The organism is Micromonospora sp. NPDC005215, from assembly GCF_040607915.1.
Lineage (GTDB): Bacteria > Actinomycetota > Actinomycetes > Mycobacteriales > Micromonosporaceae > Micromonospora.
Genome location: NZ_JBEXHQ010000003.1, coordinates 16,194 through 33,725, shown reverse-complemented (window position 1 = coordinate 33,725; position 17,532 = coordinate 16,194). Strand labels below are relative to the sequence as shown.

Genomic DNA, 17,532 nt, shown 5'->3' with positions numbered 1-17,532 from the left:
CTTCAACCCAGGGCCACATCGTCGGTACGTGCCGCGCGGCGCAGGCCGTAGAGGGCGAGCGCAGCCGCCGCGAGCAGCGGGGCGCCGTCCCGGACCAGGCCGTCCACACCCAGCAGCCACCAGCACAGCGGCAGGTCCACGGCGAGCACGACCAGGGTGACGCCGAGCAGCAGACCCCGCGCCCAGTCCTTGCCGCGCATCAGGAACGCGGTGCAGAACAGCACCGCGTAGCTGGCCGCGATGCCGGCACCGAACCAGAACAGCACGGCCGGTAGCGCGGTCAGCCGACCGTCCAGGATGGAGCCACCGGCCACCAGGGCCGGCACCAGCATCAGCGGGCTGTAGGTGAACGCCGCCACCCGGCTGGTCAACAGCCAGGCGTTCGCCTCCGGCCGTCGCGGCGGGGCTTCCCGCCAGGAGAAACCAGCCCGGTCGATGACCAGCCGGGGCCGGTGCCGGACGAGATGCCCGGCCAGCGCCGACGAGCGGTACAGCAGCCAGACCACCGCCACGCAGAGCGCGGTCAGCACGGCGAAGCCGAGCAGGCCGGGCAGCGGCGGCACCCCCTGCCGGGGCACGATCAACCGGCCGACCGCGAAGACCGTGGTGACAGCGAGGATCAGCCCGAACGGGCGAGCCACCGTACGACCCCGGCGTACGTGCCCGATCAGCAGCAGGAAGCCGAACGAGCGCAACATCGCCCAGCCGGTGCGCACCGCCAGACCGAAGCCCTGCTCCGGGGCGTACCACCAGTTGAGCAGCTCGACCGCGACGGTGGCCCCCGCCGTCGTCGCGAGCAGGATGGTGAGCACCCGGACGGCGGACGGCCGCCGGACCTCGGTCTCGGCGGCCGTCCTCATGGAATCCGATGTTGCCCGCGAAGGCTCTCGTTCACACCTACCGCTGCGGCTGCGCGGCGTCCAGGCGGGCGCGCAGCGCGTCCAACTCGGCCCAGAGCACGCCCGGCAGCTTGTCACCGAACTTCTCGAACCACTCGGTGATCATCGGCAGCTCGTTGCGCCACTCGTCCGGGTCGACCTTGAGCGCGATCCGGACGTCCTCCGGGGTCATGTCCAGGCCCTCGACGTCCAGCGCGTCCGGCGTGGGGACCATGCCCACCGGGGTCTCGACCGCGTCGGCCTTGCCCTCGATCCGCTCGACGACCCACTTGAGCACCCGGGAGTTCTCCCCGAAGCCCGGCCAGAGGAACGAGCCGTCCGGGTCCTTGCGGAACCAGTTGACGTAGTAGATCTTCGGCAGCTTCGCCTCGTCGCCGTCGGTGCCCTTGCCCATCTCGATCCAGTGCCGGAAGTAGTCGCCCGCGTGGTAGCCGATGAACGGCAGCATCGCCATCGGGTCCCGCCGGACCACGCCGACCGCGCCGGACGCGGCAGCCGTCGTCTCCGACGACAGCGTCGCACCCATGTAGACGCCGTGCACCCAGTCGCGGGCCTCGGTCACCAGCGGGATGGTGTCCTTACGCCGACCACCGAAGAGGATCGCGTCGATCGGCACGCCGTTGGGGTCGAAGTACTCGTCGGCGAGGATCGGGCACTGGGTGATCGGGGTGCAGAACCGGCTGTTCGCGTGCGAGGAGAGGCCCTCGCTCTCCGGCGTCCAGTCGTTGCCCTTCCAGTCGATCAGGTGCGCCGGCGGCTCGCCCATGCCCTCCCACCAGACGTCGCCGTCGTCGGTGAGGCCGACGTTGGTGAAGACGGAGTTGCCCCGGTCCAGCGTGCGCATGGCGTTGGCGTTGGTCTTCCAGTCGGTGCCGGGCGCGACACCGAACAGGCCGTACTCCGGGTTGACCGCGTAGAGGCGACCGTCCGGGCCGAACCGCATCCAGGCGATGTCGTCGCCGATGGTCTCGACCTTCCAACCGGGGATGGTCGGCTCCACCATGGCCAGGTTGGTCTTGCCGCAGGCCGAGGGGAACGCGCCGGCGATGTGGTGGACCTTGCCCTCCGGCGAGGTGATCTTGAGGATCAGCATGTGCTCGGCGAGCCAGCCCTCGTCGCGACCCATCACGCTGGCGATCCGCAGGGAGTAGCACTTCTTGCCGAGCAGCGAGTTGCCGCCGTAACCGGAGCCGTACGACCAGATCTCCCGGCTCTCCGGGAAGTGCGAGATGTACTTGGTCTCGTTGCACGGCCAGGCGACGTCCTGCTGACCAGGGGCGAGCGGGGCGCCGATCGAGTGCAACGCGTGCACGAAGTCCGCGTCGTCGCCCATCGCCTCGAGGACGCGGGTGCCCATCCGCGTCATGATGCGCATCGAGGCGACCACGTACGGGCTGTCCGTGATCTCGACGCCGAACATCGGGGACTCGGCCTCGACCGGGCCCATGACGAACGGGATGACGTACATGGTCCGGCCCCGCATCGAGCCGCGGTACAGCTCGGTCATCGTCCGCTTCATCTCCGGCGGCGCCATCCAGTTGTTGGTGGGGCCGGCGTCCGCCTCGTCGAGAGAGCAGATGAAGGTGCGTTCCTCGACCCGGGCGACGTCCGTCGGGTCGGTACGCGCGTAGAACGAGTTGGGCTTCTTCTCCGGGTTCAGCCGGATCAGCGTGCCGGCCTCGACCAGCTCGTCGGTGAGTCGGCGCCACTCCTCGTCGGACCCGTCCACCCAGACGACCCGGTCGGGGGTGGTCAGTTCCGCGACCTCACGGACCCAGGCGAGCAGTTTCGGATGGGACGTCGGGGCTTGATCAATACCCCGCACAACAGCCGGAGCAACCATGACACATCTCCTTGTGGTCGACGCTGACCGATCTATGGGATGCACGAGACTCAGCGGCGCGATGCGTCGCCTTCGTGGAAACCTGGGATTGGCCTCAGCGTAAACCGGGCAGCCTTCCGAGTCAGTGGGACGGGTTGTGAAGAACTGCACAAGCTACGGCCACGCTGCGGCATCACGATCTGATACCCGCTTTCCTGCGCAGTTTCACGCAAATCTTGTTGTGCACCCCGGCGGACGCTTGTTGCGGTCGGGCCGTGGACCTGCCCCGCCGACCGGTGCGTGGATTCCCGTTCCGAGGCACGTCAGTCCTCCCAATTGGTTACGCTCTGTACAACGGTTTCGCACACGGTGATCAGCTGCGTCGGACGACCACGCCCGCTTGCCGTAGCTACCCCGCTGACTGGCCCCGAGCCGGTAGGCTCGCTTCGTGGCCGCCACGATGACCGGGGAGCAACCGGGTCCCCGGCAGACCCGACGGGGTCTGGTTGGCAAGCTGCTGGACCGCTTCGGTCACCTTGTCCGCGAGATGAGCAAGTTCGCCACAGTGGGTGGCGTCGCCTTCCTCTTCGACTTCGCGCTCTTCAACTATCTGACGAGCACACGCGACGTCGAGGAGTTGACGGCGAAGACGATCTCCACTGTCATCGCGGCCACCGTCGCCTTCGTGGGCAACCGATTCTGGACCTGGCGGCACCGCCAGCGCAGCAACCCGGCCCGCGAGTACGCGCTGTTCTTCTTCTTCAACGTCGTCGGCCTCGGCATCGCGGTGGCCTGCCTCGCGATCAGCCGGTACGGGCTCGGCAGCGTCTGGCCGGCCGTGTTCCAGACGCGCCTGGCCGACAACGTCGCCAGCTACGTCGTCGGCACGGGCCTCGGCACGCTGTTCCGATTCTGGTCGTACCGGCGGTTCGTCTTCGTCGAAGCGGGAACCCGGACCCTTCCGCAGGTAAGACCCGACCCCGACCACAGGGCGTGACCTGCCGCTCACCCCGTTTGGCCGGTGATCGCCGGCCACACCGACTGCCCTAAGGTGTTTCGCATGCGTCTTGTCCGTCTGCTGCCTGAGCGCTGGCAGAAGTTCATCCACGAGGCGCTCAAGTTCGGCATCGTCGGTGGCATCAACACAGTCATCAATTACGCGGTGTTCAATGCCCTTGCACTGACCGTTTTCGTCAATGGTCAGTTGAAGGCGACGGTGATTGCGACAGTCGTCGCCACGATCACGTCGTACCTCATGAATCGGCACTGGACGTACCGGGATCGCCCGAAGTCGGCGCTGCGCCGGGAGTACGTCCTGTTCTTCCTGTTCAACGGGGCTGGCCTGCTCATCGAACTGGGCGCCGTGGCGGCCGCCAAGTACGGCCTCGGCGTGCACGGCCTGCTGGCACTGAACGTGGCCAAGACCGCCGGTGTCCTGCTGGCCACGCTGTTCCGGTTCTGGTCGTACCGGACCTTCGTCTTCCAGCCCGTCACTGTCGACGACGACGAGGCGAAGCCCGAGCCCACCTGGCACGACATCCCGCGCGACGAGTGGGACACCATGGCGGAGATGGACCCGGTCGCCGAGCTGGCCGAATCCGTCTCCGAGCTGGAAGAGTCGGAGTCCGCGCGACGCGCCGACCCCGCGCCCACCCAGGGCGGCCCCCGGTTGAGCGTCAGCCCTGCCGCCGACCTTGACGCGGAACTCGCCGCGGAGTTGCACGTCAGCACCCGCCGCGCGCCCCGCCGGTGACGACACCCGACGCCCGCTCCGGCACTGGGCAACCCGCCGAGCTGTTCTTCGAGGATCTTGTCCCGGGGCTCACCGTCGACCTCGGTGTGGTCACCGTGGATGGCGACGAGATGGTCGCGTTCGCCCGCCGCTTCGACCCGCAGTGGTACCACGTCGATGCCGACCTGGCCGGGGCCAGCCGGCACGGTGGGCTGATCGCCAGCGGCTTCTACACGGTCAGTCTGTTCATGCGCGCGTACGTCGACCACCTGCTGTCCCGGGCGGCCGCGGACGCGTCCCCCGGCCTGGAGGAGCTGCGCTGGCTCGCCCCCGTGCGCGCCGGCGACCGGCTCGCCGTTCGGGTCGACGTGATGGGCGCCCGACCGTCGAGCGCCCGCCCGGGGCTCGGCACCGTCAGCCTCACCGGCACCATGCTGCGTCTCGGCCCGGACGACCGGCCCGAGCAGGAGGTGCTGCGGACCCGCTTCCGTGGCTGGTTCGCCGTGCGGCCCGCCGAAGCCGATCCCACCAGGGCCGACCCGACCGGGGCCGACCCGACCGAGGCCCACCCGACCGAGGCCCACCCGACCGGGGCCGACCCCACCGGGACCGACCCGACCAGGGCTGACCCGACCGGGACCGACCCCACCGGCAGCGGGCCGTCCGACGGCGGCCAGCCGGCGAGCGGGCCATCCGACGCTGGCCTGGCGGGCATCGGCCCGGCCGGGGCCGGCCCGGCCGAGGTCAGTCCCGAACGACCCGGAAACGCCGCGCCCCGGGCCGAAACACCCGGCTGACCCGCCCCGACACACAACGGCCGGGGCGGGTCTCGACCGCAGTCGACCCGGATCAGGTCGTGGTGTCCCGCAGCGGCTTGCCGTCGCGCATCGGCTTGCCGTCCTGCATGTCGGCGAGGATATCGCGCATCTCCCCGTCACCGAGGGAGTGCTTGTCGTGCTGCGCCTCGACCAGTTCGTACAGGGTGGTCTGCACCTTTCCGACATTCGGCACGTCGGCGAGCACCGACTGGCCGCGTTCACCGGCCGACTCGATGGTGAGCGTGCCGCAGCCGAGCAGGCGCTCGACGAACCGCTGGTTCATCGAGTGGTCGTTGACCCGGGTGAGCGGAAGGTCCCGCCGGTCACGGGAGAAGACACCCTGCTGGATCAGCACCCGCTCGTTGGTGAACAGGTAGTGCGTGGTGCGCCAGACCAGGAACGGCCACAGCCCGAGCCAGAGCACCCCGACCAGAGCGATCACTCCGATCACGGCCAGCGCGACCGAACCGCCACCACTCTCGGGCAGCAGGAGCACACCGACCACCACCGCGGCGATGGCCAGCACGAGCACCACGATCGGCCGAATCAGCGCCTTCCAGTGCGGATGCAGATGGAGCACGACATGCTCGTCTTCGGTGAGCACGTCTTCAGGAAACGCCACGACAACCTCCATCGCCATTTTTCCGACGCGCAGACGGTAAACCCCCAGGCCCCACCACAACATCCGCCACGCGGCCCCACCCGAGTCTTCACGATCTTGCGCTCCGGTCGCCGCTCGGTGGCCGTCGCCCGTTCGACCCGGGGCAGCAGACGCGGGACCAGGATCGGGTGGTCAGCGCAGGTGCAGGACGTCGCCGGCCGCGAGCGTCCGGGCACCCGTCGGGGTGGAGAGCTGAAGTTGGCCGTCCGGGTCCACGCCGGTGGCGGTGCCGGTCAGGGCCGCACCGTCGGGGAGCAGGACGCGTACCTCACGGCCGACCGTCGCGCACGCCGCCAGGTAGGCGTCGCGCAGGCCGCTGGCCACCGCGTCGCCACCAGCCGAGCGCCAGCGGTCGTACCAGTCGGCGACCGACCGCAGCAGGGCCCGCAACAACGGATCCCGGTCGGTCGCCGACGCACCGGCCAACTGCAACGAGGTGGCCGGCAGCCCGGTCGGATTCACCGGCAGCTCGTCGGCGCGCAGCGTCACGTTGAGCCCGATGCCGAGCACGATGGCCGGCGGTTGGTCCGGTGCCCGTCCGGGCACCGCCTCGGCCAACACACCCGCGCACTTCGCGCCGTCGATCAGCAGGTCGTTGGGCCACTTCACGGTGGCGTCCAGCTCGGCCAGCCGGGCCACCGCCTCGACCAGCGCCACGCCGGCCAGCAACGGCAGCCACCCGTACCCGGTGGGTGTCACGGGCAGCCAGTCGCGGTCCGGCACGGCCACACCGGGCCGCAGCAGCACGCTGGTCGCGATGCCGGCCCGGGGCGGCGACTGCCAGACCCGACCGCGCCGGCCGCGCCCGGCGGTCTGCCGCTCGGCCACCACGACCAGACCCTCGGGTTCGCCGGCCCGGGCCGCCTCGGCCACGTCGGCGTTTGTGGAGCCGGTCTCGGCGCGCAGCTCCAGTCGGGCCCACGGCCCGTTCGGCGCGACCAACGCGCGGCGCAGCCGGGCCGCCGACAGCGGAGGGCGGTCCAGATCGGTGTACGGGGAGCCCGACATTCCGCCAGCCTACGGCGGTGGTGGCGCCGACACTGAGGGGTACTGCACAGCGGCACCGACCTGAACCATCGTTATATTCGCTTGGTGACTACCGAGACCGGGACCAACATCCACAGCACCGCGGGCAAGCTGGCGGACCTGGAGCGCCGGGTCGACGAGGCGGTGCACGCCGGGTCGGCGCGCGCGGTCGAGAAGCAGCACGCACGCGGCAAGAAGACCGCCCGCGAGCGGATCGAGATGCTGCTCGACGAGGGCTCCTTCGTCGAACTCGACGGGCTGGCCCGGCACCGGTCCACGGCCTTCGGGCTGGAGCGCAACCGCCCGTACGGCGACGGTGTGGTCACCGGCTACGGCACTGTCGACGGCCGGCAGGTGTGCGTGTTCGCGCAGGACTTCACGGTCTTCGGTGGTTCGCTCGGCGAGGTCTTCGGCGAGAAGATCGTCAAGGTGATGGATCTGGCCATGAAGATCGGCTGCCCGGTGGTCGGCATCAACGACTCCGGCGGTGCCCGCATCCAGGAGGGTGTGGTCTCGCTCGGCCTCTACGGCGAGATCTTCTTCCGCAACGTGCGGGCCTCCGGCGTCATCCCGCAGATCTCCCTGGTGGTGGGGCCCTGTGCGGGCGGCGCTGTCTACTCCCCGGCGGTCACCGACTTCACCGTGATGGTCGACCAGACCTCGCACATGTTCATCACCGGCCCGGACGTGATCAAGACGGTGACCGGCGAGGACGTCGGCATGGAGGAGCTGGGCGGGGCCCGCACGCACAACACGCGCAGCGGCAACGCGCACTACCTCGCCAGCGACGAGGACGACGCTGTCGACTACGTCAAGGCGCTGCTGTCGTACCTGCCGTCGAACAACCTCGACGAGCCGGTGGTCTTCGACGCGCCGGCCGAGCTCGCGATCAGCGACGAGGACCGGGAGCTGGACACGCTCATCCCGGACTCGGCCAACCAGCCGTACGACATGCACACGGTGCTGGAGCACGTCCTCGACGACGGGGAGTTCCTGGAGGTCCAGCCGCTCTACGCGCAGAACATCGTGGTCGGCTACGGCCGGGTGGAGGGCCGCCCGGTGGGCGTCGTCGCCAACCAGCCGATGCACTTCGCCGGCACCCTGGACATCGCCGCCTCGGAGAAGGCCGCGCGGTTCGTGCGCACCTGCGACGCGTTCAACATCCCGGTGCTGACCTTCGTGGACGTGCCCGGCTTCCTGCCCGGCACCGGCCAGGAGTGGGACGGCATCATCCGCCGGGGCGCCAAGCTCATCTACGCGTACGCCGAGGCCACCGTCCCCAAGGTCACCGTGATCACCCGGAAGGCGTACGGCGGGGCGTACGACGTGATGGGTTCCAAGCACCTCGGCGCGGACCTGAACTTCGCGTGGCCGACCGCCCAGATCGCGGTGATGGGCGCACAGGGCGCGGTGAACATCCTCTACCGCTCCGAGCTGGCCGGTGCCGACGACCCGGCGGCGGTCCGCGCCGAGAAGGTCGCCGAGTACGAGGACACCCTGGCCAACCCGTACGTGGCGGCCGAGCGCGGTTACATCGACTCGGTGATCGCGCCGCACGAGACGCGCACGCAGATCGTCCGGGCGCTGCGCGTGCTGCGCACCAAGCGGGAGACCCTGCCGCCCAAGAAGCACGGCAACATCCCGCTCTGAGCGGTGCCGCCCTGTCCCGACCCCAAGATCCGCGCAACTTCAGCGTTGTTGCTGCCTCCGGGCGCCGAGAGGCACCAACAACCCTGATGTTGTGCGGATCATCGCCGCGGCCGAGGTCAGCAGGCCGGGTTGGCGGCGGCGCACATCCGGCGGGCGGCGGCCTCCGCCAGCCGGCGCAGCTCCGGCTCGGTGCCGGCCTGCCCCAGACTGAGCACGGTGATCAGATCGCCCACCCGGACCACAGCCGTGCTGGTCGGCCGGGGGGCCGCACCGATGGGCTCACCCGTCTTCTGGTCGACGGGCGGCGAACCGGTGTGCCGCAGCAGCGCAGCCCCGTCGCCGGCGAAACCCCGCTGGACCACCGTCCAGCGGTGCGTCGCCACTCCGGTGCCCGTGGCGCCCCCCGCCTTGTACCCGCCAACGCTGGTCCACTCGGCGCACGGGGCGACCAGGTCGTCCAGCGTGGCGAGAAGCTGGACGGCGGCGTCGGGAGTCAGCCGGAAGAGATCCTGCGTGACCAGACCATCCGCCTCGGTGAGGATCGCCGGAGCTCGCTTCGGCACCAGGGTCTGCGAACGGGACAGGATTGACATCTGCCAGCCATCCGAGCGTCCCTGGCTCGTCCGGCAGGCGCCGAGCAGGTGATCCAGCAGGACCGGCTCACCCAGCCCCGATTGGCTGAGCTGCACATCGACCTGCTGTGCCAGGTCGGCCGGCTGCAGCAGGGCGTCGGTGGTGATCTCGTGCCGGGTCGGCGCGGCGGAGGCGACCGGCAGCGCCGGAGACGGCGACGGCGACTGCCCCGGGTCGGCGACCGCCACGGCGGAAACCCCGGCGAGGGCCAGCACGACGGTGGTCACGACGATCCTGCGCTGGCTGCGACGGCGGCCCCGGGAGCGAATCTCCTCCGGGTTGAGCCAGCGCACGTCCCGTAGGTCCCGCTGGAGCCGTTCGACGAACGTCGGGTCGTCACGCATCGGTGGCCTCCTCCAGATCAGAGACGGCGAGCAGGCCGGCGAGCGCGGCGCGCCCCCGGGAGAGGCGGGCCTTGACGGTACCCACCGGTGCCGCGGTCTCCCGCGCCACGTCGGCGACCGGCATGCCGACCAGGTAGTAGAGGGCGATGGCGACGCGTTGCTCCTCGGGCAGCCGGCGCAGGGCGGCGACCACCTCGACGGTGTCGGTGCCCGGGCCGGGAACGGTTTCGGTGGCCCCGTGCCGCAGGTACGCGCGAGCACGGCTGCGCAGGCTGCGCCACCGGCTCACCGCGACCCGGCTGGCCACCACCCGCACCCACGCCTCCGGGTCGTCGTACCCACGGACCGTCGACCAGCGCTGCCACGCCCGGATGTACGCCTCCTGCACGGCGTCCTGAGCCTCGACCCGGTCACCGGTAAGGGCGTAGACGAACCCGAGCAGCCGTTGCCGGCTCCCCCGGTAGAACTCGTCGAACTCGTCGACGTCTGGCACCCGCTGCCTCCCCGTGTCGCTCGCAGGGAACACGCGCCGGACCGGGCCGTCGGTTGCCCCGATCAGGAGATCATCTTCTCCAGTTCGGCGAGCGGGAACGCGCCGGCCGAGATCCGCTCCCGGACCGCCCGGCGTACGGCCCGCTGGACGGCGACGTTCGCCGGCGTCGGTACGCCGTGCAGCCGGCCGAGCAGCGCGATCTCACCGTTGAGGTGATCGACCTCGGTCGAGCCGGTGCCCCGGGCCAGACTCTGCCAGGTGGATCCGCCGGAGCGGGCCGCACCGTCGACCGGGCGCTGCTGCACCAGGTCACGGCGTTCGGCCTTCTCCTCAGCCGGCGAGGTGTGCGCGATCCCGGCGGCGGCGAGCGCGGCGACACCTTCGGCGCGTACCCGCTCGGCCAACGCGTCCGGGACGTCCCGACCGAGCAGCGCCTGCAGGCCGTTGCCGAGATTGCTGAGCAGCTTGCCGTACTTCCAACGCAGCACGTCCTCGCGGACCGGCGCGACGAACCCGGCGGCGCTCAGATCGGCGGCGATCGCCCGGTCGGTGTCGTCGGCGCCCTCGGGGTAACGCCCGATGTGGAGCATCCCCGGGTGCGGGTAGCCGTTGGCCACCACCACGCCCGGGTCCAGGTGGGTCGCCGGCAGCCAGACGCAGACCGGGTGCACGTCGGCGAAGAGCCGCAGCGCCGCCCGCTCGTTCGCCACCCCGTTCTGGGCGGTAACCAGGGGCAGTCGCTCCCCCGCCGTGCCACCGCCGGCCACCGGCGCGTCCACCCAGGCGGCCAGCGCGCCGACGGTGTCCTGCGACTTGACGGTGAGGATCAACACCGTGTCCGCCGGCAGCGGCTGGTCGCCGGGCCCGTCCACGGCGGCGAGCCGGGCGGTGACCTCGCCGTCGGGCTGCCGCAGGGTCAACCCGCGCGCCCGGATCGCATCCAGGTGGGCGCCACGGGCCACCACTGTCACGTCCCGGTCGGCCTGGGCCAGCCGTACGCCGATGGTCCCGCCGACCGCACCCGCCCCGATGATCACGTATCGCATTGCCTCATTCTGCCCGCTGGGTCAGACCGTCAGGCCAGCGCTGGTGAGGATGGGGCCGGCCAGCAGGAGGGCGCCGGCGACCAGGGCGACCAGGTTGACCAGGGCGAAGACGGTCACCCAGAAGAGCGGCGGGAACGGGGTGAGGCCGGCGAGCTGGTCGGCGTCGGAGGCGGGCATCCGGCCGCGCGACCGTAGCCGTTGCAGCTCCACCACCGGTCGCACCCCGCCGAGCAGCAGGAACCACACCCCGGTGTACGCGAACGCGGCCTGGACCTGCGGCGTGGCGTACCACGAGACGGCGAACACCAGTGCGCCGGTGACCAGCAGCGACACCACCCCGAAGACGTTGCGGATCATGACGAGCATGGCCAGCAGCAGCGCCACCGCCACCCAGAGCAGCAGGGTGATCCGGTTTCCGCCGAGCAGCCAGGCGCCGGCCAGCCCGACCAGGGGCGGGGCGACGTATCCGGCGAGCAGGGTGAGGATCATGCCCGGCCCGGTGGGACGGCCGGCGGAGAGCGTCAGCCCCGACGTGTCCGAGTGCAGCCGGATGCCGCGCAGCTTGCGGCCGGTGAGCAGGGCGACGAGCGCGTGCCCGCCCTCGTGCGCGATGGTGATGGCGTTACGGGCGATCCGCCATGGCAGCCGGGTCGACACCACCACCAGCGCGACGGCAGCGGTGATCAGCACCAGCAGCGGGGGCGGGTCCGGTTGAGCACCGAACAGCATGTCCCACTTCTCGCCCAGCCCGTCGATCGACATCATGGGGCGCGAGCCTACCGGCGGCGTTCCGTGTCGCTCCCGGAGCACCGGCTCGTATCCTGGGAGACTGAGCAGGTCAGTTCCGAAGCGGAAGGCGGACGCCGATGAGCGCGGCACCCCTTGAACCACACATCGGCTTGTGGACCGAGGAGGACTATTTCGCCCTCGGGGAGACCGCAGACCGGATCGAGCTGCTCGACGGGAGCCTGATCGTGAGCCCAGCCCCCAGCAAGCGGCACCAGTTGGTGTCGTGGGAACTCGTCTATAGCCTGCGTCGAGCGGTGCGACCACGACCCCTCCTCGTCTTCGAGGCGGTCAACGTTCGGCTTGGGGTGGACCGGATCGCCATCCCGGATGTGGTCGTCGCCGACACCGACGACGAGGGCACAGTGGTGGAAGCCACCGAGGTGGTGCTGGTCTGCGAGGTCGTCTCGCCGGGCAACGCAGCCGCCGACCGGCTGGTCAAGATGCAGCTCTACGCCATCGCGCGAATTCCCTGGTACCTGTTGGTCGAGCAGGACGGCGACGGCCACTCGTTGCGGCTGTTCCGGCTGGACGGTGAGCACTACGTCGAGGACCAGGTGGCCAAGCCCGGCGAGACGCTGACCGTCGTCGAGCCGTTCCGCTGGCAGCTCGACCCGGCCACTCTGCGCTGATCCGTTCCGCTCCGGCCGCCGGGGCAACCGACACCCTTCGATGAAACTTTCTTCAATGACCCTTGTGATCTAGGGCACTTACCTCCAAAGATGGTTGTCGATAGAGCGACGTCCTTGGAGGCACTCATGGCCCGTACCTCGTCATCGCTGCGCCGCGCACTCGCGGCCAGCCTCACCGTCCTCGCCACCGCGGCGGCGGCCCTGGTCGCGACCGCCGGACCGGCGGCCGCCGCCACCACAGCCGGCGTCGACGTGTCCCGCTATCAGGGCAGCATCAACTGGACCAGCGTCCGCAACGCGGGCATCGAGTTCGCCTTCATCAAGGCAACCGAGGGCACCACCTACAAGGACCCGAACTTCAACGCCAACTACGTCAACTCGTACAACGCCGGGGTGATCCGCGGGGCGTACCACTTCGCCCGGCCCAACATCTCCGCCGGCTCCACCCAGGCCAACTACCTGGCCTCCAACGGCGGCGCCTGGTCGGCGGACAGCCGCACCCTGCCGGCGGCGCTGGACATCGAGGCCAACCCGTACAGCGGCGGCTACTGCTACGGGCTCAGCACGACCGGGATGCGCAACTGGGTGCAGGACTTCCTGAACACCTACCGCTCCCGCACCGGCCGGTACGCCGTCATCTACACCACCACGAGCTGGTGGAACCAGTGCACCGGCAGCTGGACCGGCCCGTGGGCGAACCACCCGCTCTGGCTGGCCCGCTGGTCGAGCACGCCCGGCGCCCTGCCGGCCGGCGCGTCGGTGTGGAGCTTCTGGCAGTACACAAGCACCGGCGTCGTCTCCGGAATCAGCGGCAACGTGGACCGCAACTACTGGAACGGTGACCGCAGTCGACTGATCGCGCTGGCCAACAACACCTGATCGGGGCGTTGGCGGCAGCGGGATCGACGGTCACCACACTGTTGACAATCGGTCCGGCTGCCGCCACGCCATCGGTTCAGGCCCGACGCCGACCCAGGGCTGGCACCACCGTCTCCTCGCGTACCAGGGCATCTCGGCGGGTCAGCCGCCAGGCGGCAACCCCGAAGCCGGCAACCAGTACGACGCCGAGCAGTGCGATGAGCGCCGGAATCCCCATGGCGACCAGCAGCAGGATCGCGTCGCCGAGCGCCACGAGCATCCACAGTGCCAGCCGAGGCCGGGCGTCCTTCCGTCGATAACCCATGTCGTGCTCCCTCCGTCGTCGAAGGTCAATTACCCAGGACGACGGAGAGTCATGCGAATGAGTTTCAGTCCTGGCGGTCGGGCACGAACCCCTTGGCGATGCGGTCGAAGTTTGGCAGGTTGGCCTGCCAGTCCTTCTCCGCGATCTCCCACCGCAGAGCGTAGCCACGGTTACTGGCCGTCACGAACCCGCGGTTACGGACGTGGATCCGTGTCCCGTCGCGAGTTTCCAGCCACTCCCAGTCGCCGCAGGTCTTCCAGAAGTCGCAGCGCTTGATGCCTAGCAACTGGTAGTTCTTGACGCGGCTCGCGCGGCCCGACTCGATGCTCAGCCAGTCCTTGTAGGCGTCTTCCTTCGGCGTTGGCGTCCACTGCACCAGCAGCTCACCCGGCCCGTTGGACTCGTCGAAGACGACAGTGTCGCTGCCGTCCTGCCGGCGCACCCAACCATCGGGGATCGGCAGGGCGAAGCCGGCCGGGTCCCGGTGCAGCTTCCACCCCGCCGGCAACGCGTTCGGGTCGGCCGAGGGCGTGGCCGAAGCTGTCGGACTCGGTGCGCCAGTGGTGGGTGGGGGCACCTCCGCAGCGGAGGTCGGCGCCGGTGCCGACGTCGCGCCAGCCCCGGTCGGGTCGGCCTGCGGGGTCTTGTCGTCGCCCCTGGTGAGCAGCGGCACGACCACCACGAGGCCGATCAGCAGCAGCGCGACCACGGCCCCGATCAGCAGGTTGCGTCGGGTGTTGCTCGGCTTCGTGCCGCCGAACGCCGGCACCGCCGCGCGCCCGGCCGGACTCACCGGCGGCATGAGCGACGTGGGTGTCGTCGGCTTGCGCTGCTCCGGAGCCACCGGCGGGCCGTCGACGACCGTCGGTTCGTCGTCGTCAATCGTCGTACCGTCGCCGGTGCTCGTCGTACCGTCGCCGGTGCTCGTCGTACCGTCGCCGGTGCTCGTCGTACCGTCGCCGGTCGGGTCGCCCGGGGCCGGCACCATCGCGGTCGGCTCGGCGTCGGACGGACGGTCGATCGTCGCGGTCGGCTCGGCCGGCACCGCAGCGGTCGGGTCGGCTGGTACCAGTGCGGTCGGGTCGCCGTTTGCGCCGGCGGGCACGACGGTCGTCGGCGTGGCATCGACGGCCGAGGTCGTGGCGGCAGCAGCAGCCGGCGGCGCTGGCGGGGACACCGGCCGGTCGACGCTCTCGGCCGGTCGCGGTGCGGGGACCAGCGGCGGTCGCGGCTCGCGCGGGCCGTTCGGCCCCGGCCGGCGTACGCCGTCCAGCAGCGAGATCCCGCGCGCACGCTTGCCACCGGCGCGGCGCAGCAGGCGTTCCGCCACCTCGGCGGTGATCCGCTCGTGCGGATCCTTACGCAGCAGCCCGTTGAGCACGGCCTTGAGCGGACCGGCGTTCTTCGGCGGCGGAATCGGCTCGGTCGCCAGCGCCGCGAGAGTGCCGATCGCCGACGGCCGGGCGTAGGGCGACTTGCCCTCGACCGCCGCGTAGAGCGTCGCGCCCAACGACCACAGGTCGGCCTCCGGGCCGGCGGTGCCGTCGCGGGCCCGCTCCGGCGAGATGTACGCGGGTGAGCCGAGCACCATCCCGGTGCGGGTCACGTTCGGGTCGCCCGGGATCGTGGCGAGACCGAAATCGGTAAGCACCACCCGGCCGTCCTCGCCCAGCAGCACGTTGCCGGGCTTGACGTCGCGGTGCATGACGCCCGCCTTGTGCGCGGCACTGAGCGCACCCAGCACGCCGAGGCCGATCTCCACAGTGCGGGCCACCGACACCGGGCCGTCTTCGGCGAGAGTGTCCTGCAACGACCTCGACGCCACGTACTCCATGACGATCCACGGATCACCATCGGTGCGCAGCACGTCGAAGATGCGCACGACATTGGAGTGGTTGAGGCGGGCGATGGCCCGCGCCTCCCGCAACGAGCGCTCGCGCATCTCACGGCGTTCCTCGTCGGTGAGACCCGGCGGCGGCACCAACTCCTTGATGGCGACGTCCCGGTGCAGCACCTCGTCGCGCGCCTTCCACACCCGGCCCATGCCGCCCTGGCCGAGCGGCGACAGAAGCCGGTATCGGTCAGCGACAAGTTGGGGAAGCGCGTTCGACATCGCTGAGACGGTACCCGGACCCGACGACGCTCACACCGCCGGCACGCCACTGTGCGCTTCCCGTAACTTCGCGCCGCGTACCCTGGCGTCATGTCTGCCGAAGAGCCGCTGTTCCGGGTCGTTCGGGGCGTGCCCACCGCGGAGGAGTTGGCCGCCCTGGTCGGGGCGATCATCGTGCGATCCCGCCCAGCCGCCACGCCCACGCCGACGACCGCGTCCGCCTGGGCGCGCAGCGGTCGGCCGGCCAGCTCCGGCGGGTGGCGCAGCGCCGGCCTACCACGCTGACCCGACCCGCCGGGCGGGGGCTGCCAGGGGTGCGTGCAGCCGTTACCCTCACTCAGGGAGACGGTGTCGTGACAGCTAGGGAGGGCCCGTGATCCCCGAAGAGGACCGGCCAGCGCCCTGGCTACGCGGTTACGGCGGCATCGAAGCCGACATCAGCCAGCTCAGAGAGTTCGCCGACCGGCTCGCCACCGAGGTCGAGAGCAACTACGCGCCGCACCTTCCGTACATCGCCGAAGACATGTCCGCGCGGCTGCCCAACCCGTGCGACGCCTTCGTCGAGCTTGTCACGTTCCTGCACGCGCACCACGAGACACAACAGGCCACCGCCGACATGGTCTACGCCGTCCGCGGCGCCACCGGCCACCTGGCCGCCGCCGCCGACCAGGTCGCCACCCGGTACGCCGACAGCGACGCCTTCACCGCCGCGCGAGTGGTGGACGTGCGACAGGCCCTCGCCGACCCGACCAGCATGCTGCCCGGCGGCCCGACACCAATGCTGACCGACCCGACCGGCGCCAGCGCCGACACCGAAGGACCGGTGGTGCTGCCATGATCGAACGGGGCACCGGCCGCACCTCTGGCCTCACCGACTGGCACCTGATGGACGTCAACAGCATGTGGGCCTGCCTACAGGACCACGAGACCGACAACCACTGGAAGCAGGTCGCCGGCTGGCGCAAGGTGTGCGACCTGGCGCAAACCCACCTCAGCCGCCTCCAGGAATACCGCCGCGGGCTCGCCGAGGCGTGGCCACCCGAAACCAGCGCCGCCTCCAGCACCTACCTGGCCGAACTCGACGAGCTGATCGACAAGGTGCAGCGCACCCACAACGCCGCCGCCGCGAACTACACCGCGCTCTCCGCCGCCACCCAGGCCATCGGCACCACCCGCGGCGCGCTCCGCAAGATCCACGAGGAGTACGCGGCCAAGTCCCACCAGAAGCAGGCGTTCGAGTCGATGGCCGCCGACCCGAAGGCGGTGATGGGCAACCGGGTCACCGAAGCGCCGGTCACCGATGCGGACCTGGAACGGCTCAACGTTCAGGCGCGGGCGGCGATGTTCAACCTCAGCGGCGAACTCCAACAAGCCCAAGCCACCCTCCAAAAACCACCACCACCGCCATCCCTTCGTGTTGATGAAAAGGTTACTGCCACTACAGCAGAAATAGCTCCGATAATTCCTCCCATTATTACGGCCCCCTCTCGGTTAACAGGGCAGATTTCACCAATAGACCGCTCATCGAGTAACCCCCGAGCCGAGCGAATGCCAACCACGACCGGAATAGGGCCTGTACTTGGGGGAGTAAGCGCAGTGATCCCGTCAGTCCAGGATGTGCCGCGTCCTCAGCAACTACCGCATGCCAGCCAGGCATCTAGCCCAGGGATGCCAGCCAATCTTGGCCACATCAC

Annotated in this window: 19 protein-coding genes; 8 read left to right on the top strand and 11 right to left on the bottom strand. The window is 70.3% G+C overall.

The genetic code is table 11. The features are described from left to right. Window positions 1-2 precede the first annotated feature (2 nt). Entirely contained in the window at window positions 3-860 is an 858-nt protein-coding gene (locus ABZU25_RS03735) for a hypothetical protein (RefSeq protein WP_355027782.1), read from the bottom strand. A 37-nt stretch (window positions 861-897) separates the two neighbouring features. Beyond that, on the bottom strand, window positions 898-2,742 hold the full coding sequence (locus tag ABZU25_RS03730; protein WP_355027781.1) for a phosphoenolpyruvate carboxykinase (GTP): 1,845 nt from the start codon (window positions 2,740-2,742) through the stop codon (window positions 898-900). Window positions 2,743-3,169: 427 nt separating this feature from the next. Between ABZU25_RS03730 and ABZU25_RS03725 the strand changes: the two genes are divergently transcribed. The 3 genes from ABZU25_RS03725 to ABZU25_RS03715 all read left to right on the top strand — a co-directional run bounded on the left by ABZU25_RS03725 (window position 3,170) and on the right by ABZU25_RS03715 (window position 5,250). Continuing rightward, window positions 3,170-3,718, top strand: a complete 549-nt coding sequence (locus ABZU25_RS03725) for a GtrA family protein (protein WP_355027780.1) — start codon at window positions 3,170-3,172, stop codon at window positions 3,716-3,718. Between the two features lie 63 nt (window positions 3,719-3,781). Continuing rightward, window positions 3,782-4,474, top strand: a complete 693-nt coding sequence (locus tag ABZU25_RS03720; RefSeq protein ID WP_355027779.1) for a GtrA family protein — start codon at window positions 3,782-3,784, stop codon at window positions 4,472-4,474. Continuing rightward, complete coding sequence (locus ABZU25_RS03715) at window positions 4,471-5,250, top strand: MaoC/PaaZ C-terminal domain-containing protein (protein WP_355027778.1); 780 nt, start codon at window positions 4,471-4,473, stop codon at window positions 5,248-5,250. Before ABZU25_RS03720 ends, ABZU25_RS03715 begins: the two co-directional genes overlap by 4 nt. A 52-nt stretch (window positions 5,251-5,302) precedes the next feature. Here ABZU25_RS03715 and ABZU25_RS03710 read toward each other — a convergent pair whose 3' ends face one another. Together ABZU25_RS03710 and ABZU25_RS03705 are read right to left on the bottom strand one after the other, a co-directional pair. Next, window positions 5,303-5,893 (bottom strand): PH domain-containing protein, encoded by a 591-nt coding sequence (locus ABZU25_RS03710; RefSeq protein WP_355027777.1) that lies wholly within the window; start codon window positions 5,891-5,893, stop codon window positions 5,303-5,305. Window positions 5,894-6,064: 171 nt separating this feature from the next. Further along, the gene (locus ABZU25_RS03705; protein ID WP_355027776.1) at window positions 6,065-6,940 is read right to left on the bottom strand and encodes a biotin--[acetyl-CoA-carboxylase] ligase; all 876 of its coding nucleotides are present in this window, start codon (window positions 6,938-6,940) and stop codon (window positions 6,065-6,067) included. Between the two features lie 84 nt (window positions 6,941-7,024). Here ABZU25_RS03705 and ABZU25_RS03700 point away from each other — a divergent pair, with 84 nt between their 5' ends. Next, window positions 7,025-8,608, top strand: coding sequence for an acyl-CoA carboxylase subunit beta (locus tag ABZU25_RS03700; protein ID WP_355027775.1), 1,584 nt, complete (start codon window positions 7,025-7,027; stop codon window positions 8,606-8,608). 116 nt (window positions 8,609-8,724) lie between these two features. On the opposite strand, the gene ABZU25_RS03695 is transcribed toward ABZU25_RS03700, so the two are convergent. From ABZU25_RS03695 to ABZU25_RS03680, 4 genes are all read right to left on the bottom strand, one after another. Continuing rightward, window positions 8,725-9,585 carry a hypothetical protein gene (locus tag ABZU25_RS03695; RefSeq protein WP_355027774.1) on the bottom strand — a complete coding sequence of 287 codons (861 nt, stop codon included), beginning with the start codon at window positions 9,583-9,585 and terminating at the stop codon, window positions 8,725-8,727. Continuing rightward, on the bottom strand, window positions 9,578-10,078 hold the full coding sequence (locus ABZU25_RS03690; RefSeq protein ID WP_355027773.1) for a sigma factor-like helix-turn-helix DNA-binding protein: 501 nt from the start codon (window positions 10,076-10,078) through the stop codon (window positions 9,578-9,580). Before ABZU25_RS03690 ends, ABZU25_RS03695 begins: the two co-directional genes overlap by 8 nt. A gap of 62 nt (window positions 10,079-10,140) precedes the next feature. Next, window positions 10,141-11,124 (bottom strand): 2-dehydropantoate 2-reductase N-terminal domain-containing protein, encoded by a 984-nt coding sequence (locus ABZU25_RS03685; RefSeq protein WP_355027772.1) that lies wholly within the window; start codon window positions 11,122-11,124, stop codon window positions 10,141-10,143. A gap of 21 nt (window positions 11,125-11,145) precedes the next feature. Then, window positions 11,146-11,889 carry a M50 family metallopeptidase gene (locus ABZU25_RS03680; protein WP_355027771.1) on the bottom strand — a complete coding sequence of 248 codons (744 nt, stop codon included), beginning with the start codon at window positions 11,887-11,889 and terminating at the stop codon, window positions 11,146-11,148. A gap of 101 nt (window positions 11,890-11,990) precedes the next feature. Here ABZU25_RS03680 and ABZU25_RS03675 point away from each other — a divergent pair, with 101 nt between their 5' ends. Further along, window positions 11,991-12,542: a Uma2 family endonuclease gene (locus ABZU25_RS03675; protein WP_355027770.1), complete on the top strand. Its 552-nt coding sequence runs from the start codon at window positions 11,991-11,993 to the stop codon at window positions 12,540-12,542. 126 nt (window positions 12,543-12,668) lie between these two features. Next, window positions 12,669-13,421, top strand: a complete 753-nt coding sequence (locus ABZU25_RS03670) for a GH25 family lysozyme (protein ID WP_355027769.1) — start codon at window positions 12,669-12,671, stop codon at window positions 13,419-13,421. Window positions 13,422-13,497: 76 nt separating this feature from the next. Here ABZU25_RS03670 and ABZU25_RS03665 read toward each other — a convergent pair whose 3' ends face one another. Continuing rightward, the gene (locus ABZU25_RS03665; protein ID WP_355027768.1) at window positions 13,498-13,725 is read right to left on the bottom strand and encodes a hypothetical protein; all 228 of its coding nucleotides are present in this window, start codon (window positions 13,723-13,725) and stop codon (window positions 13,498-13,500) included. Window positions 13,726-13,789: 64 nt separating this feature from the next. Beyond that, the gene (locus ABZU25_RS03660; protein ID WP_355027767.1) at window positions 13,790-15,838 is read right to left on the bottom strand and encodes a protein kinase; all 2,049 of its coding nucleotides are present in this window, start codon (window positions 15,836-15,838) and stop codon (window positions 13,790-13,792) included. A 90-nt stretch (window positions 15,839-15,928) separates the two neighbouring features. Between ABZU25_RS03660 and ABZU25_RS03655 the strand changes: the two genes are divergently transcribed. Together ABZU25_RS03655 and ABZU25_RS03650 are read left to right on the top strand one after the other, a co-directional pair. Beyond that, complete coding sequence (locus ABZU25_RS03655) at window positions 15,929-16,123, top strand: acyl-CoA carboxylase subunit epsilon (RefSeq protein WP_355027766.1); 195 nt, start codon at window positions 15,929-15,931, stop codon at window positions 16,121-16,123. A gap of 88 nt (window positions 16,124-16,211) precedes the next feature. Continuing rightward, on the top strand, window positions 16,212-16,676 hold the full coding sequence (locus ABZU25_RS03650) for a hypothetical protein (RefSeq protein ID WP_355027765.1): 465 nt from the start codon (window positions 16,212-16,214) through the stop codon (window positions 16,674-16,676). Between the two features lie 74 nt (window positions 16,677-16,750). Here the strand turns inward: ABZU25_RS03650 and ABZU25_RS03645 are convergent, their stop codons facing one another. Beyond that, window positions 16,751-17,209, bottom strand: a complete 459-nt coding sequence (locus tag ABZU25_RS03645; protein ID WP_355027764.1) for a hypothetical protein — start codon at window positions 17,207-17,209, stop codon at window positions 16,751-16,753. Window positions 17,210-17,532: the final 323 nt, after the last annotated feature.